14 protein-coding genes are annotated in these 16,233 nt (G+C 59.9%); 2 read left to right on the plus strand and 12 right to left on the minus strand.

What is annotated here, in order from left to right:
- Positions 1-150: 150 nt before the first annotated feature.
- A complete protein-coding gene (locus OKW44_RS11370; RefSeq protein WP_026226497.1) occupies positions 151-828 on the plus strand; it encodes a nitroreductase in 678 nt (225 codons plus the stop codon).
- 553 nt (positions 829-1,381) lie between these two features.
- On the opposite strand, the gene OKW44_RS11375 is transcribed toward OKW44_RS11370, so the two are convergent.
- Complete coding sequence (locus tag OKW44_RS11375; RefSeq protein ID WP_018424282.1) at positions 1,382-2,143, minus strand: SDR family NAD(P)-dependent oxidoreductase; 762 nt, start codon at positions 2,141-2,143, stop codon at positions 1,382-1,384.
- 81 nt (positions 2,144-2,224) lie between these two features.
- Positions 2,225-3,343, minus strand: coding sequence for an NADH:flavin oxidoreductase (locus OKW44_RS11380; RefSeq protein WP_018424281.1), 1,119 nt, complete (start codon positions 3,341-3,343; stop codon positions 2,225-2,227).
- Positions 3,344-3,443: 100 nt separating this feature from the next.
- On the opposite strand from OKW44_RS11380, the gene OKW44_RS11385 reads away from it, so the two are divergent.
- Complete coding sequence (locus OKW44_RS11385; RefSeq protein WP_018424280.1) at positions 3,444-3,854, plus strand: winged helix-turn-helix transcriptional regulator; 411 nt, start codon at positions 3,444-3,446, stop codon at positions 3,852-3,854.
- 85 nt (positions 3,855-3,939) lie between these two features.
- On the opposite strand, the gene OKW44_RS11390 is transcribed toward OKW44_RS11385, so the two are convergent.
- From OKW44_RS11390 to OKW44_RS11435, 10 genes are all read right to left on the minus strand, one after another.
- A complete protein-coding gene (locus OKW44_RS11390) occupies positions 3,940-4,767 on the minus strand; it encodes an SDR family NAD(P)-dependent oxidoreductase (protein ID WP_018424279.1) in 828 nt (275 codons plus the stop codon).
- Positions 4,768-4,921: 154 nt separating this feature from the next.
- Positions 4,922-5,911, minus strand: a complete 990-nt coding sequence (locus OKW44_RS11395) for a branched-chain amino acid ABC transporter permease (RefSeq protein ID WP_018424278.1) — start codon at positions 5,909-5,911, stop codon at positions 4,922-4,924.
- A gap of 2 nt (positions 5,912-5,913) precedes the next feature.
- Positions 5,914-6,786, minus strand: coding sequence for a branched-chain amino acid ABC transporter permease (locus OKW44_RS11400; RefSeq protein WP_018424277.1), 873 nt, complete (start codon positions 6,784-6,786; stop codon positions 5,914-5,916).
- A 2-nt stretch (positions 6,787-6,788) separates the two neighbouring features.
- Positions 6,789-7,505 carry an ABC transporter ATP-binding protein gene (locus OKW44_RS11405; protein ID WP_026226494.1) on the minus strand — a complete coding sequence of 239 codons (717 nt, stop codon included), beginning with the start codon at positions 7,503-7,505 and terminating at the stop codon, positions 6,789-6,791.
- Positions 7,489-8,307: an ABC transporter ATP-binding protein gene (locus OKW44_RS11410; protein WP_018424275.1), complete on the minus strand. Its 819-nt coding sequence runs from the start codon at positions 8,305-8,307 to the stop codon at positions 7,489-7,491. The genes OKW44_RS11405 and OKW44_RS11410 overlap by 17 nt, the downstream gene beginning before the upstream one ends.
- A gap of 104 nt (positions 8,308-8,411) precedes the next feature.
- A complete protein-coding gene (locus tag OKW44_RS11415) occupies positions 8,412-9,650 on the minus strand; it encodes an ABC transporter substrate-binding protein (protein WP_026226492.1) in 1,239 nt (412 codons plus the stop codon).
- A gap of 393 nt (positions 9,651-10,043) precedes the next feature.
- Entirely contained in the window at positions 10,044-11,414 is a 1,371-nt protein-coding gene (locus OKW44_RS11420) for an MFS transporter (RefSeq protein ID WP_018424272.1), read from the minus strand.
- Positions 11,415-12,005: 591 nt separating this feature from the next.
- Entirely contained in the window at positions 12,006-13,127 is a 1,122-nt protein-coding gene (locus OKW44_RS11425) for a thiolase family protein (RefSeq protein WP_018424271.1), read from the minus strand.
- Positions 13,120-13,413 carry a PhlB family protein gene (locus OKW44_RS11430; RefSeq protein ID WP_018424270.1) on the minus strand — a complete coding sequence of 98 codons (294 nt, stop codon included), beginning with the start codon at positions 13,411-13,413 and terminating at the stop codon, positions 13,120-13,122. Before OKW44_RS11430 ends, OKW44_RS11425 begins: the two co-directional genes overlap by 8 nt.
- A 29-nt stretch (positions 13,414-13,442) precedes the next feature.
- Positions 13,443-15,635 carry a 3-hydroxyacyl-CoA dehydrogenase NAD-binding domain-containing protein gene (locus tag OKW44_RS11435; protein ID WP_162634092.1) on the minus strand — a complete coding sequence of 731 codons (2,193 nt, stop codon included), beginning with the start codon at positions 15,633-15,635 and terminating at the stop codon, positions 13,443-13,445.
- Positions 15,636-16,233 lie beyond the last annotated feature (598 nt).

A 16,233-nucleotide genomic window follows, 5' to 3' on the forward strand; every position in this document is an offset into this window, starting at 1 on the left:
TTCCACAGCGAATTGTCTCACCATCCATCCTTAAAAGTAAATCGTGAATTACCGTGGAAAACCCTATCACATTGATGCCGTTTCTTCGTTGCACCGGCCAAGATTTGCGTGTAAATTCTGATTTACTTTAAACAACCATTCTTCAGCGTCATGACCCGCCCGCCGAACACACTAAACGATTTGATTTCTCGTCGACACACCTGCAGAGCCTTTCTGCCGATTCCCGTCGCGCGCAGCACCATCGAGTCCATTCTGGAGGCCGCGCAACGAACACCTTCGTGGGGCAACGTGCAGCCCTGGCAGGTGACCATCGTTTCGGGTGACGCCGCCGATACATTCCGAGAGGCGTACACCCGCTTCGCTCAGAAAAACGAACCGATTGCGCCCGACTTTGAATTTCCGCAGTCCTATGAAGGTGTCTTGAAAGATCGCCGTCGGGAATGCGGCTGGCGGCTCTATGAAAGCGTGGGCGTCAAAAAGGGCGATCGCGAAGGTTCGGCGCGTCAAACGCTGGAGAACTTCCGTTTTTTTGGCGCTCCACACGTGGCGATCATCACGACCCACCGTTGTCTCGGCACGTACGGTGCCGTCGACGCCGGCGCCTACCTGGCGAACTTCATCCTTGCGGCACAGGATCTTGGAGTAGCCTCTGCGCCGCAAGCAGCCTTGGCCTCGTATCCACAGTTCATACGTTCCCATCTGGGTATTTCCGACGATCGAAATGTGGTGGCAGGCATCTCTTTCGGGTACGAAGACACCGCTCACGCAGCGAACAATTTCAGGACGGGACGTGCTCCGCTCGACGAAGTGGTGACCTGGATCGATTGACGCCGGAGAAAGCGAGAAGCTGCCCCTGCGCGCCGATATCGGCCGTTCCGAACAGCGACCGCATGAACACGAACTCCGATGCGTCGAGACGCTTTTGGGCATGAGGGGATTGACGTCCAGCACCGCTGGGGCGTCGAACAACGCAAAGCGGCGCTGCGGCGCGATCCATTCCACGATGTCGGCGAGGTGCGCATAGGTGTTCGTCGTGCAGAACACGAGAGCCGGTGGCGCATTGAGCGACAGCGCCTCGACCCCTGGCCGGTGATGCCGAATGATCGACGACAAGATGTGCGCCGAGCGACCGAACCCACTCGATCGTCTCGGGCCGCGAGGCGGTGGCGATGACGGTGATATCGGTCAGGACGCGTGCAAGTTGGACGGCGATTGAGCCGACGCCACCTGCGCCGCCGACGATGAGGAGCGCCCGGGGCCGCACCGGGCACACTCCCATTCACGTCTAGCCGATCGAACAGTGCTCCCAAGTCAACTGGCCTCCCCGCTCTCCAAGCACGTTGTCTCGCTCCATGATTCTGGATAACGGGCGGCACCGCGATCAGCGGGGGACTTGCCCGCCATCGACGGTGAAGGTCTGCCCCGTGATGAACGACGCTTGGGACGAGCTGAGGAAAAGCACCATGCCAGACATTTCCTCAGGCTCCGCTGGGCGGGCGAGCGGGATGGTCTGCAACAATCTTCGACTGAAATCAGCGTCTTCCAACCAACCCTTGGTCATGGCAGTGGCGACCAGGCCAGGAGCGATGGCATTCACGCGGATGCCCTGAGTGGCATAGTCGAGCGCGGCTGCCTTTGTAAGACCGATCACGCCATGCTTGGCGGCGACGTAGGAAGACGTGTTCCGGCCTGCGATCAGCCCGGCCACTGAGGCCGTGTTGACGATCGAGCCGCCCCCCGCCGTCAGCATGTGCGAGATCTGATACTTCAGGCAGAGAAACACGCCGCGCAAGTCGATCGAGATGACCTTGTCGAAGTCCGCGACCGACATTTCGGCGAGGGGGGTGGCTGTCGGCAGGATGCCGGCGTTGTTGAACGCGCAGTCGAGGCGGCCGTAGGTATCGACCGTGGCCTTGACGAGGGCTTCGACCGAAGCAGGATCGCTTACGTCGGTCCGCACGAACAAGGCCTCGCCGCCAGCCCGCTTGATCTGCGCAACGGTTTCCGTCGCGCCCTCGTTGACGTCTCCGATCACGACCTTCGCGCCTTGGCCGGCGAACGCTTTCGCGGTCGCTTGTCCGATCCCGGTAGCGCCGCCGGTGATCAGCACAACTTTATCCGTGTAGTCCAAAAGGTTGGGCATTTCCTTCATCCATAGGAAAGTATGAAGTCCGAATAACGACGAGGACGGGTTCGAAGAATGTTCCCGTCCTCGAACTCACCGTCAGACCAATTCGGCGAGCGCTGCCGCGTCGAACCCTTTCAGCGCGCCGTATTGGCCGTGTTCAACCTTTTTGACCCAGCTTGGGTCGTTGAGAATGGCCCTGCCAACGGCGATCAGATCGAACTCGTCGCGTTCCATTCGCTCGACGAGACGGTCCAGGCTCGCAGGGGTCGATCCCTCGCCGGCAAAAGAGGTGGCGAAATCCTTTTCAAGCCCGACCGATCCGACGCTGATCGTCGCGGCACCCGTCACCTTCTTGGCCCAGCCGGCAAAATTTAGCCCGTTTTCCCCATCGATCTCAGGAAACTCGGGTTCCCAGAAGCGTCGCTGCGAGCAGTGCAGGACATCGACCCCGGCTTCAACCAGCGGCAGTAGCCAGTCCTCCATGATCGCCGGGGTCTCGGCGACGCGCACGCTCAAATCCTGCTGCTTCCACTGACTGAACCGCATGATGATCGGGAAATCCGGACCGACGGCGTCGCGCACGGCAGCGACAATCTCACTTGCGAAGCGGGACCGCTCCCTGACCGTCGGGCCGCCATAGCGATCGGTCCGCTGGTTGGTCCCCGGCCAAAAAAACTGGTCGATCAGATAGCCATGGGCGCCATGGATCTCTGCCGCGTCGAAGCCGAGCGCTTTGGCGTCTCTTGCCGCGTTGGCGAAGGCGGCAACCGTATCCGCGATGTCCTCTTCGGTCATAGCCACGCCGCGAGGATCGCCGGGCGCGACTAGCCCGGATGGGCTCTCGACCGGCGCATCGGGCTCCCAGTTGTTGAGGTAACGGGTGGAACCGGTGTGCCAGATCTGGGGCGCCATACGTCCGCCCGCGTCGTGGACGGCATCGATCACATCTTTCCAACCGGCTAGCGCGGCCTCGCCATGAAACAACGGAATGCCGCCGTCGTTGCGTGATGCAGGACGGTCAATGACCGTCCCTTCGGACAGAATAAGCCCCACGCGCCCTTCCGCGCGGCGCCGGTAATAGGCGACGTTCGCGTCGCCAGGCACGCCCTCGGGGGCAAAGAGCCGCGTCATCGGGGCCATGACGATCCGGTTCTTCAGGTTGAGCGAGCGGATTGAGAAGGGACGAAACAGGGTGCTGGTATCGGGGTGAGACATTGAACAGGCTCCGTTGCAAACAAAGGCATCATGGTATATGTTTGATACCTGCCGTCAATTAGGCACCTGAAGTCGCCCAGGTGTATCGAAGGAAACCACCATGCCCGTTCCCGAACTGAAATGCTTTTCATCTGACTGTCCCAGCCGCGCACTCTTCGACCAGATCGCGGACAAGTGGTCGATGATGGTGCTGGCCGTGCTGGACGACGGGCCGCAGCGTTTCAACGCCATCCGGCGGCGCCTCCAAGGCGTCACGCAGAAGGCGCTCACCCAGAGTCTTCGCCGGCTCGAGCGCAACGGCCTGGTCTCGAGGACAGTCGTTTCGCTGTCTCCGGTGGCGGTGCAGTATCAGATCACGCCTCTTGGGCGCACGTTGCAGCCGCCATTGCGGGCACTGCATGAGTGGACGCTCACCAGGTTTTCCGAGGTCGAGGCCGCGCGCCAGGCATTCGACGCGGCGGCGGGCGGAAGCGCGTTGGCGGAAGGATCAGAACATCGGCAGTTTGCTTGACGCGCGACCTGCAGGCCCTGTCGACCAGGGCCTGTGAGGGCGACCGGGACACCGCCGCCGAACGGGTTAGGCTCACCTCACTGAGTTAGCGGGCGGTTATGCCGCCATCATGAGCAAACACTTGACCCGTGACATAGCTCGAGGCATCGCTCGCAAGGTAGATGACAAGGCCCACCAGATCAGCCGGCCTACCTCTATAGCCGAGCGGCACCTCCCTCTCGACAAAGGCGTCCATCTGCGCGACGGCCGCGGCGCCACCCGTCGTGTCGCGCTCACGTCCAAGGCGCGTGCCACTATGCCAGCCCGGCGCGATCGCGTTCGCCCGCACTTGCTCGGCCGCATACTCGATTGCGAGCTGCCGCGTGAAGCCAATCAGTCCGGCTTTAGATGCCGCATAGGGAATCGCGGTGACTGGGAAGCCTGGGTAGACACCGACGGTGCCGAGATAAGAACTGATGTTCACCACTGAACCGCGCCCGCTCTGAATCAATGCCGGCAGCAGTGCCTGCGTAACCAGGAAGGCGCCGCGCAAGTTGATCGCGAAGACACGATCCCAGTCCTTCGCCTGGACGTCCAGCAAACGCCCGGGCCGAGTTGCGATGCCAGCGTTGTTGATCAGCACGTCTAGCTTTCCGCCACACCAGGCAAGGACTTTTTCTGCCATCTGTGAAACGCCCGCTTCGTCGCCAAGATCAGCGACAACGCGGCAATCGCAGACGCCTACGGCATCGCAGGCCGCGAGCGCCTCCGCCTCGCGATCGACCCAAGCCACCGCTGCGCCAGATTGGGAAAGCGCTTCGGCAAAAATACGGCCCAAGCCGGATGCAGCACCGGTCACGACAACTTTCCTGCCGGCCAGGTCAAAGAGAGCGCCGGGCAGACCGCTCTGTGGTGTGCTATCCGTCGACATCATCGCGCACCGCCCTCACAGTCACAACGAATCAATCCGCATCGCGACGTATTGGATCGAACGAATCCGACGCGGATTGCCGACGCTGCCAAACCGGCTGCATTTATCTTCTTCATGTCACTTTCTCTTTGTCTTCTTTGGGCTCGGCGCACGGACATTAGTGGTGCGACCTCATCAGACGATAGCGATTGCCCAAGGCCGCGATGCCACCAGGAAGAACATAGACTGAAACAATCAGAAGCACCCCATACACGACCCAAGGGGCTGACTTGGAAACGCTCTCCGAAAAAGCAGGTATCACCATAATGAAGACCGCGCCGAAAGCGGCGCCCCACAGCGTTCCGACACCTCCCACGACAATCCCGACCAGGAGAGTGATTGACAGAAACATGGAGAACGAATCGGGCGCCACGAACTGCACGGCCAGTGCTGAAAGGGCGCCACCCACGCCCGTATAAGCAGCGGACAAGGCAAAGGTCTTCGTTTTGAGGCTCGCTATGTTAAGACCTGTTGCCTCGGCCGCCAGTGCATGGTCACGGATCGCACGCATGGAGCGACCGGCAGCCCCCCGAAGAAGGTTGTTGGCCATCCAGAACACGATCGCGCAGATTAAAACCGCATACAGAAACAGCCACTGATCCTGCGACAAAGGCAACCCCAGTGGCACCTCTGGCTTGATCACTGCAATGCCTTGAACACCGCCTGTCCATTGTTCGAGTAGGCGGCACTTCAAAAGCTGTGGAGTAGCAACGCCAAGGCCAAAAGTGGCTAACGCCAGGTAGATTCCATCGAGCTTGAGTGCTGGCCAGGCAAATGCGTAACCAATGACCAGCGAGACGATTCCGGCCAGCGGTACCACTAGCCAGTAGGGCAGACCCAATCGATCCATGAGAATCGCAACTGTGTAAGCACCAATGCCAAAGAATGCGCCATGTCCGAGGGAGATTTGCCCGTTGTAGCCGGTAAGCAGGTTTAGGCCGAGTAGAGAGACCGCATACGCCAGCAACATCGTCGCTTGAAAAAGCTGATACCCGTTTCCGACAAAGAGCACGCCCGCTGCGACCACGAACAATCCCGCCCAGCAAAGCCGGAACGGAACGCCAACGGCGCGCTGTGCGGTATATGCACGATCGAGGAAATTGCTCATGATTAAACCCTCGTGACGACACGGCGGCCAAACAGGCCGTCCGGCGCAAAAATCAGAACGACCACAATTAGCAACAGGGCTATCGATAGCTTTAGATCGGTGCCAACGACATAGGTCCCCAACAGGTTTTCAGCAATTCCGACCAGGAATCCTCCGACAACGGCGCCAGCGGGATTGCCGATCCCGCCCAACAAGGCGCCGGCGAATGCATAGAGAACCGCCCCCATCATCATGGACGGGTCCAGGAAAACCATCGGCGCGACCAATAAGCCCGATACAGCGCCGATCGCTCCGGCGAGGCCCCACCCTAGCATCAGCATCTTGCCGACAGAAATGCCGACCAACTGAGAGGAAACGCGATTTTGCGCAACCGCACGCATTTTCAATCCGAGGCTCGTTCTGTAAAAAAACACGAATAACAAGGCGACTAAGAAGAATGTCAAGGCAATCGAGCCGGCCTGATGAGCCGACAACAGCTGCGGAAATCCCCACGGCAGATTGGCAAACGGACTGGGGAAGTCGTGGCTGTCATAGCCGAAGAGCCAGCCGGCCATGCCGTGGAAGGTCACCAGCAGGCCGATGAATACCACCACCATGGACAGATCCGGGGCGTCACGAAGAGGTCGAATCACGGCCAACTCCAACACCGCCCCCATGACGAAGGAAGCTGCGACAGTCACGAAGAACGCGGCCCAGTACGGAACGCCAGCTTGGAGCAATACCCATGCGAGATACGTCGAGAACATCGCCATTTCCCCCTGAGCGAAGTTCACGTGATGGGTCGCCTGATAGATCACTGCGAGAGCGAGAGCCACGATCGCATAGATGCTGCCTGTGCCTACCCCAGCAAGAAGCTGTTGGCCAAATGCTTCCATTCTCAGTCCCCTAGATAGGCTTGACGAATGCGCTCGTTCTTACGCAGGTCGTCCGCTTTGCCGCTCATGACGATGCGGCCTTGTTCAATCAGGTAAGCGCGGTGCGCTAGATCCAGCGCGATGTTGGCGTTCTGTTCGATCAACAAGATCGCCATGCCCTCCTCCCTGTTGATCCGCCGCATGATGTTGAAGATGTCCTGAACGACGAGGGGGGCCAGGCCGAACGAGGGTTCATCTAGCATCAGCAGTTTTGGACGCCCCATTAGCGCCCGCCCAATCGCCAGCATTTGCTGCTCGCCGCCGGAGAGCGTGCCGGCCTGCTGCTTACGGCGCTCGCGAAGGCGCGGAAAGTAGCCGTACATTCTCTCGATATCGGAAGCGATGGCCCGCGCCCCGCCTCGGGAACTTGCTCCAAGTAACAGGTTTTCTTCGGTGGTCAATCCAAGGAAAGTTCCTCGTCCATCTGGAACATGAGCCACTCCTGCCCTTGCGATTCGCTCGGTTGTAAAGCCATCAATTCTTTGCCCGCCAAAAGTCACCGTACCTTCGGTCTTCACCATCAACTGGCACAAGGCACGCAAGGTGGTTGTTTTGCCCGCTCCATTGGCACCGAGCAGAGCGCAGATCTCGCCGTTATCCACCTGAAGATCAACACCATGGAGCACGCTTGTTGAGCCGTACCTGGCCGCGAGCTGATTCACGTCAAGCAACATAGGAATGCTCCGCTGACTTGCCCAGGTAGGCCTCGATAACTCGACCATCACCGCGTACCGCTTCCGGCGTGCCTTCGGCAATCTTGCGGCCGAAATTCAACGCGACCACCTTGTCGGAAATTGACATCACCAAGCCCATGTGGTGTTCCACAAGCAGCACCGCGAGCTTGAACCGCTGCCGTACATCTTGCAGGAGCCGCCCCAGCGCCTCGACTTCCTCGTGATTGAGACCGCACGCGGGCTCATCAAGCAGAAGTAAGCGAGGACGCGATATGAGGGCCCTCGCCATCTCCACTCTCTTCTGTGTGCCAAAGGGCAGCTCCGACACCGTGCGTTCCGCGACGGCCGCCAGCCCCAGGCTATCGATAACCTCCTGCGCGCGCCGCTGATGGTCCGCTTCGACAACGCGTTCAGAACGAAATCGCCAAGCGCTTGCTAAGAAACGCGGTTGCACCCGGCCATGCACGCCGAGAAGCACGTTCTCACGCACAGACATGGTCTTAAAGAGCGCAAGGTTCTGGAACGTGCGACCTATACCCATGTGCGCGATCTCGTGCTTGGGCTTCGAAAGTGTGGATATGCCGCCGACTTCGACGCTTCCCTCGTTGCAGTCGTACAGTCTCGACAAGCAGTTGAATAACGTGCTCTTGCCTGCTCCGTTCGGCCCGATGAGCCCGCAAATTTGTCCGGCTTCGACGTCGAAGGAGACCTTGTCGAGGGCGACGACGCCTCCGAATCGGACGCTGACATCCCTGATGCGCAGAAGAGGTAGACAAGAGCCAATCACCCCCGTGTTTTCAGCGTCCATCACCGCCCCTCCAAGAACGCTTGGCGCTCGTTGGCGGATCGCTCCGTCGCGTTCGACTGTGCTGTGGTCGTGATCATTCATCAGAATCCATACGCCGCGGTATTTCAATTCGAAAGAAGCGCGCCTTGCGGCACCCATTTGGTCCCATCAAAGCGAACAATCTGGAATTGCTTGATGGGATCGCGATCCGAATCGCTGGCGTTCACGGTGATCCCAGGCAGCAAGAAGGGACTGGCTACTTTGCTCAAACTGGTAGCCTGCTTGATGATGTTGGCACGAGTGAGGTCGTCGCCGGATTGCTTGATGATTCTGGCCAGAAGCGAGGCATCAAAATAGGCGATGGCCGCATTCCTGGACCGGGGATTTACGTCCGGCACATACTTCTTCATGAACTCAACGAACTGCACCATGCTGGGTTCGTTGGAGTAGGCAGGATCGCTCGGCTCCTTGAAGTAACTCGCAGTGATGATGCCTGTGGACTTTTCGAGGCCAACGGGTTTCAGCACCGCTTCGATCGATGCCCAGGGCGAGTCGAGGATCTGCAGCGGCCTCCAGCCGATTTCATATGCTCTGCGGATGGACAGGCTCGTTGCACGTCCCGTGGTGAAGTTCATAAAGACGTTGGCGCCAGATGCCTTCAGCGAAATCAATTGCGAGTCGAGCGTTGGATCAGTGGGCTCGTAGCTCACTTCTTTTACGATCAGCGAGGCGGCTTTGGCGCCCATGCCCGCTTTCACGCCTTTGACGAAATCCCGGCCGAAATCATCGTTTTGATAGAGGATTCCAACCTTCGGAGCGTGCAAGGAGGAAGCCGGGTCTGCCGCCATCTGGGCAACGTAGCGCCCATAGATGGCGCCCTCCCGTTGATAAGCGGGCAATGCGGCGGTCGTCCAGGGCCACGTCTTTGCGTCAACGAATCGAGACCCTCCGCTCGTCACGAGGATCTGAGGCACCTTGGCAGCGTTGAGGTAACGTTGAGTTGCCGCATTGGTCGGCGACCCAAAAGGCAGGGCAATGAACAAAACGCCATCCTCCTCTACCAGCTTTCTCGTCTGCTCCATGGTTCGCGGCGGGCTGTAGCCATCGTCCAACGTGATGAATCGGATTTTCCGGCCATTGATACCGCCTTTCTCGTTCAGGCGCTCGAAATACGCGGCCTGCACTTTCGTTTCGTAGGCCTCCGATGCGACTGGACCGCTGAGCGCCCATGTCTGCCCGATCTTGATTTCGGTGTCGCTCGCACCTCTGTCATAGCGTTTCTCTGCCATGGCATGCGAACTGAGCAGTGCCGCTACCAACGCGGCAGTCAAAGCCCCTAAGCAACCCTTGTTTTGAAAATGCATGTCTGTCTCCTTGTTGACGGCAAGCTTCGCCGGCGGTCGGTGCCGCCTTGATCCGGCCATGTGCGACTGGTTAAAGTAAGCCACGGCCATGTCTAAAAGTAAATCGCGATTTACCTGGCATTTACCCGATGTCTATCTTGCTTTCATGACATGACGAGGTCGACCGTCTGCCGCGCAACAGCGCTTTAACGGCCATTCACCTATTGCAGGGCGTATCGCCTACTTGCGCACAGGCACCTAGGTCGCGCAACCGAAGCCGAGACCGAGCGACTGGCACATGCCCATGCAACCCTTTGCCGCGAAGGCGGCCCACGGTTCCACCGCCTCGAGCACCGGCCGCTCGCGATCTCGGGACCGCCAATGCTCGAAGACACCGAAATCGAATGAAGGCCTTTAACCGGGACTGATTTCTTGTTTCATTGCTATTTGAAGACCGGATCTACCGAGCATAAAAACCGCCACCGCGGCGAGCGCGAAGGGCACGGCAAAAACAGTGTAGAGCGCGTGACCGCCGCTGCCGGTGTCGAGCAGCACTCCAGCGGCAAACGGCGAGATCATGGCACCGACGCGTCCCATGCCAAGCGCCCATCCCACTCCTGTCCCCCTACTTTCAGTCTCATAGGCAGTCGGTGCTAGCGAGTAGATGCCTGCCAGCGCCCCAAACGAAAGCATTCCCACCGCAACGGCAAGAGGCAGAACCAGCGCAGGATTTGTCATACCCTTTCCGAATAAGACCGTTGCGATAGCGGTTATCCCAAACAGAAATACTGTTAGCTTCCTCAGATCGAAAAATGGAGAGAGGACACTGAATGCCAGGCTTCCCATAATTCCTCCAATGTTCAACGCAACGCCTGCGTGAACTGCCACGGATTGCGTCGAGGTCGACACGGCCAAAAGCTTCGGTGTCCAGCTGAGAAGAAAGTAAAGACCCATCAGATGCAGAAAAAACGCGCTCCAGATAAGGAGAGTCCTGGTGCGGTACTTCCGATCAAGCAATCGCCCGACGCCTGATCTACTTTTCATCACTGTTGCGACGCGTGGAGGAAGCGCCGATATTTCATGGCACTTCATGCGGCGCAGAATGCGGTTAAGCAGCCGCAGCGCTCTTTTCGGTCTTCTGGCCAGCAGGAAATCCACCGATTCCGGCAGAAATGCGGCAGCCAGTGCAAGCATGAAAGCTGACAAGCAGGCTCCTGCGAGAAAACTGGATCGCCAGCCGAAGGTTTCCAACAACCACCGCGCAACGAGGCCGCCGGCCATCGCGCCGATCGAGTAACCGACACCAAGAAGGCTAATTGCGCTGCTCCTGCGCCGATCCGGCGCGTATTCCGCCACTAGCACGGCGGTGCTCGAAAGCAACCCTCCCACGCCGATTCCAGTGAGCGCACGCGTCATCAAAAAGATTCTCAGCGTCGGCGCGAGCGCGGAAAGGACCATCCCGACGGTAACCAGCATCAACGAGCCGATGACCAGTGGACGGCGCCCGAACCGGTCCGACCACGGCGAGAGCACGACGGTGCCGATCAAGATACCGAACAAGCCCGCGCTGAACGCCATCCCAAGCTGACTGCTGGACAATGACCACGCCTTCGCGATCGCTGGAGCGGCGAAGGACATCACCAATATGTCGTATCCGTCGACCGCATTGATGAGGACACATATCAGAACGACGATGGCCTGAAAACGACCGACTCGACTCGTGGAGAGCGGGACTGCTATCGCGCTTACTGCGCCACCGGCAGGTCTTCCATCTATGCTTGGCACCGTCTGTCTCCATTATTGGATAATGACGTACAGTTATCGAAACCTCTCAGGGGCACGAGCAATAGCTGACGCCGAATTTCTCCGACTTCGCTTGCACATCCTTTGGATTGCACTTCAGGAGGATAATCACGCTGCATGCATGCAAACACCCATCGCAGGCCGTTCGAGATTAGGCGGGAATACGTTCCATGTTCCGTCACGGTGGCGAAAGAAAAACATTGAAACCGAGCCCGTCGGCCGAAGTGCCTCGACGCGTACATAGCCCCCCCGATGTGAGCGGGAGTGCCCGAACTCGATGACTCGAACCGCCATCCCTCGATTCGGTCCGAGCCAATTTTCGACCATCAACCGCAGAGATTTTCCTGTGCTAGCCATCGTCTCTTCCTTCATTTCCCTTGATCGGGATCCTATTGCCGTAGCCGCGATGCAGTTTGTAGGACAGGGAATTGAATCCTTCGCGTAGTCCTTGGAAGGCACCGTGACAAACCAGCGCGCTTTGCGGCCCGACCCATCACTCCCGGAAATGCCGTAATCCGCTAACCAACTGAATATGCGAAATTAGACGCAGCACTACTCATCGCACTTGCATCCTTAATCGCGCACCAGCACCTGAACCACGCAGACGGAGCCGGCTCCAAGCAGATGGCACATGCCTACACGGTCCTTGCCGCGCAGGCGCCGCACTGTTTCCCAAATCTGTGCGAGGCCCGTCGGTCCACCCGGATGACCCCGCGCAAGCAGTCCTCCGTCGGTTGAAAACTCCGGCAGGCCAAAGCGCTCCCGCGAAGCGGGTCCGAATGCCCCTTCGCCGACTAACGCTTCCGTCTGGCCCGGTTTGGAGAACCCGAGGAGTTCGTAATACATCAGTTCCTCCACGGCGAATGCATCGTGCACCTGCACGACGTCCACATCGGCGCGTTTCACTGATGCCTGGGTCAACGCCTGAGCCGCGGTTCGCTGCGAAAGTTCCGGCGGACCCACAATCGCGCCCTCGAGGATTAATTCAGGGGAGTACGCGTCGCTTCCGAATGCGCTGCCGGCCAGACGTATCCGGGGTTGCGTCGCGCCCACCGGCCAACCGTCGTCGCTGCACAGCACGGCCGCGGCCGCACCTTCTCCCCAAGGCGTGCACATCATCGACGTGAACGGATCAGCAATCATGCGGCTGCCTAGCACCCGCTCGATCGTGACCGGCTCGGGAGCGCGGCGGCCAGCGAAAGGGTTCTCCCGCGCATAGTTCCAATTCTTTGCCGTGATGGCGGCAAGGTGCTCGCGCGTGGTGCCCGCTTCATGCATGCGACGTTTGGCCCAGAGTGCGAACGAAACGACCGGTGGCAAGTTCCCTTCAGCCACGATGATGTCCTCTACCGGTACTGCCTTTTGCGGCGAGTCCATGCCCACGACGAGCACGCGTCGTGCATCGCCCGAGAGAATTGCCTGCCGAGCGCAGTGCATCGCCGACAGCCCGGTGGCGGATGCGTTGGTGACGTGCTGGACTGGCACGCCCGTTAGCCCGAGTTCTTTAGCGACAAAGATTCCTCGCGGCGACAGGGGATGCGCGGTACCGACAACCACGGCGTCAATATCGGCGTAGGTCAAATGGGCGTCTTGCAATGCCGCGAGAGCAGCATCGCACCCCAGCTTCACGCCAACGCCCGGTCCGTGATTGCCGAACGGGACCATGCCCACGCCTGCGATAAAAACGTCATTCATGGGAGAATCTCGTCTCATTGTTGGTGTCACCGGTTTTCGCGATCACGCGATCCCCGATACGATCGGTGCCTTCCGCAAGAAGGGCCTGGATACGAGCGCCGCAGTCGAGATCCACGATCCCATAGGCCTGGCCATTGAAGGTGGTGGCGCTATACAACAGCCCCTGCGCGGGAACTTCGATCAGGTCCGGCTCCCGCAGGGAACCGTCGGCAACGAGGCTGCGGGGCGGCACATAGACTTGGCTCGTACTGGAGTCGCGGGCCGCTTTGAGTTGTACGACTGGCAAGTTGTTTCTCCTGTTTCCGATAAAACCGACTAGTGCGAAGAGTGAAATGAAGCGCCCGATGCGGCCATCTCGCGCAGGAGTGGTGGAACGACGTAGCGGGGGCCGAACTCCGTCGCCATCTCATCGCTGCGTTTCACGAACTGGCGGAGCCCCACCTGGTCGATATGCGCCAGCACGCCACCTCGGAATGCGGGATAGCTCCACCCAAGCACCGCACCCAGATCCAGTGCGAGTGGATCGCTCGCGATGCCTTCGGCGACCACGTGCGAGGTTTCGATAGACTGCATGTTCAGCAATCGCTCCATCACCACACTCGCGTTCGGTTGTTGCTGCTGCGGGGGGAAAACCGACGGGAGTTCGTCCCACACGGTCTTGCCCGTGGGTCCATAGCTGTAGACGCCCCCGGCACCCTTGCGTCCAACTCGTCCAGCCCGCAGCAACCGATCGATCACATCGAGCGCCGGCTGCGACTGCACGGCCGTGCCCCGTCCGGCCTTCGCAAGGCTGGTCAAGATGTCCTTCAGCAGATCGTAGGAAGTGAGGTCGCCCATGGCCAAAGGTCCGATGGGGAACCCGGCCATCGCCGCCGCTTTGTCGATCAACTCTGGCGAGATACCTTCGCCCAGCATCTGCAGCGCTTCGCGCGAGTAGGCCGCGACCACGCGTGATGTATAGAAGCCTGGCCCATCGTTGACCACGACAGGCGTCTTACCGAGCAACTTCAGCAGGGACTGTGAGCGAGCGAGCGACTCAGCGCTCGTCTGACTGCCCATCACGACTTCCACGAGTGCCATCCGGTCCACCGGGGCGAAGAAGTGCAAGCCGATGAAGTTTCGAGGTGTCTGAACCGTCTCGGCCATCTTCGTGATCGATAGGGTCGAGGTGTTGCTCGCCACGAGGACGTCCGCACCCGCCGCGTCGAAAATCTTCCCGAACACCGCGTTCTTCACTTCCGCGATCTCCGCTACTGCTTCGACGACGGCCTGGCATCCCTCGAGGCGCCCGAAGTCCGTCGTGGCTTCGATGCGGGAGAGGGCCTCGTCGCGTTCCTCCTGCCCCATCAGTTGTCGCGCCACTGCAGCGTCCAGCGTCTTGGTGATGCGATCCAGTCCCTTGCGCGCCTCTTCGTCTGTGCGGTCGATGAGCACGGTCTCTATGCCGGACCTGGCACACACCAGAGCGATACCGCCTCCCATTGTCCCGGCACCCACGACCCCGATGCGCGTTGGAGTGAACGTCGCCACACCGGCTCCGGACCGGCCTGCTTTCCTGACTGCGCCCGTTGCGATGAACTGTGTACGAATGCGATTCTTTGCGGAGGGAGAAATCGCCACCGTCCCGAAACGGCGGGCTTCGATCGCGAGCCCTGCATCGATGTCGACAGCCAATCCCTCCCGCAGCACCTCCAGGACGGCGTGGGGCGCGACATCTTCCGGAGGCGATTTGCGCTGTCGCTCCGCGCACGCTTTGGCGAAGAATGCTTGGCCTTCGGCCGAGTGCGGCTGGAATCCCGGGTACTGGAACCCTTCGCGATCCCACGCTTGCTGTGCTGATGGGTGATCAAGCACCCACCTGCGTGCGGCATCCAATGCCTGGTCCGCGGGAACGATCTCATCCACGAGGCCGCAGCCGAGTGCCTCCTGCACGCCTACGGGCTTCCCTTCAAGCAACATCTTTGTCGCGGGCGCGATTCCTATGAGTCGCGGCAACCGTTGCGTGCCACCCGCACCCGGGATCAGCCCAAGTTTGACTTCCGGACAGCCAAGCTGCACCCGCGCGTCGTCGCTTGCCACTCTTCGGTGGCAGGCGAGCGCAACTTCGAGCCCTCCTCCAAGCGCCGAGCCCGTGATGACTGCGACGAACGGCTTGGACGTGCGCTCGATCGCGCGTAGGCATGCGCCAACCGGAGCCACCATAGCCCGAGCTTCTTCCGGCGTCTGGATTGCGTAAAGCGCCGTCAGGTCGCCGCCCGCGACGTAGTCGCGCTTTGCCGACCGGATCAATGCCCCTTTCACTGCGTCATCGTTGATCGCGCGGTCGACGGCGCGTGCGAACGCATCGATGGCCGCCGGGGTCTTGACGTTCACAGGACCGTCCGGGTTGTTCCAGATGATGTATGCGATGCCATCCTTGTCTAGCTCGTAATCGATCACTTCTTCGTTCCCTTTGTTCGTTGCCGTTGTAGGTCCCGGTGCGGACAAACCCAATTCGGACAGCGGCATGGCGCATAAAAGTGATCCCTTTGACGCCAATCCGATGACGTGATGTCCCTTGAGCGGGGCCTCTCGTGAGCATTGCTCTGCGCTTAACGGCCATGAGGCTGGCAGGTCCGTTGGATAGAAGTAAACCATGATTCACCAATGAAAGTAAATGGTGCTTCACGTAGGGTTTTCCCTTCAAAGCGCGGTGCCGTCAAGCGTGCCCAGGCTAGGGCGCGCAGCCACCCGCCCTGGGCGAAATCGAACTCGCCAGACAGGCGATCGAGGACTCCTCGCATGGCGCCAGACCGAGAATTTTGATTGTGAATCTGCGTTCAATTATTTGAACCCGAGCAGGACGACCGCGCGCCTGGCGAGCGCACTCGGCGGACTCCTTGCGGACGTCCACACCCTGCAGAACTTTCCGGAGCTCTCTGTCCGGCGCAGCGGCATCCAGTCGATCCCGGGGATTGCGCAGAGAACACTTTGTCGCGGAACGGCAACCTTGGCCGGTGGCCAGCGGTCGCAGGCCAAGGCAAACCTATTCAGTCATAGCTGCGCCGTGTCCGCGATATCGACTCCGACGCTTGCAGGCGACCAGTCTCGTCAGCCGGCATTTTTA

It is taken from the genome of Paraburkholderia lebeckiae, assembly GCF_050436325.1.
Classification (GTDB): Bacteria; Pseudomonadota; Gammaproteobacteria; order Burkholderiales; family Burkholderiaceae; genus Paraburkholderia; species Paraburkholderia tuberum.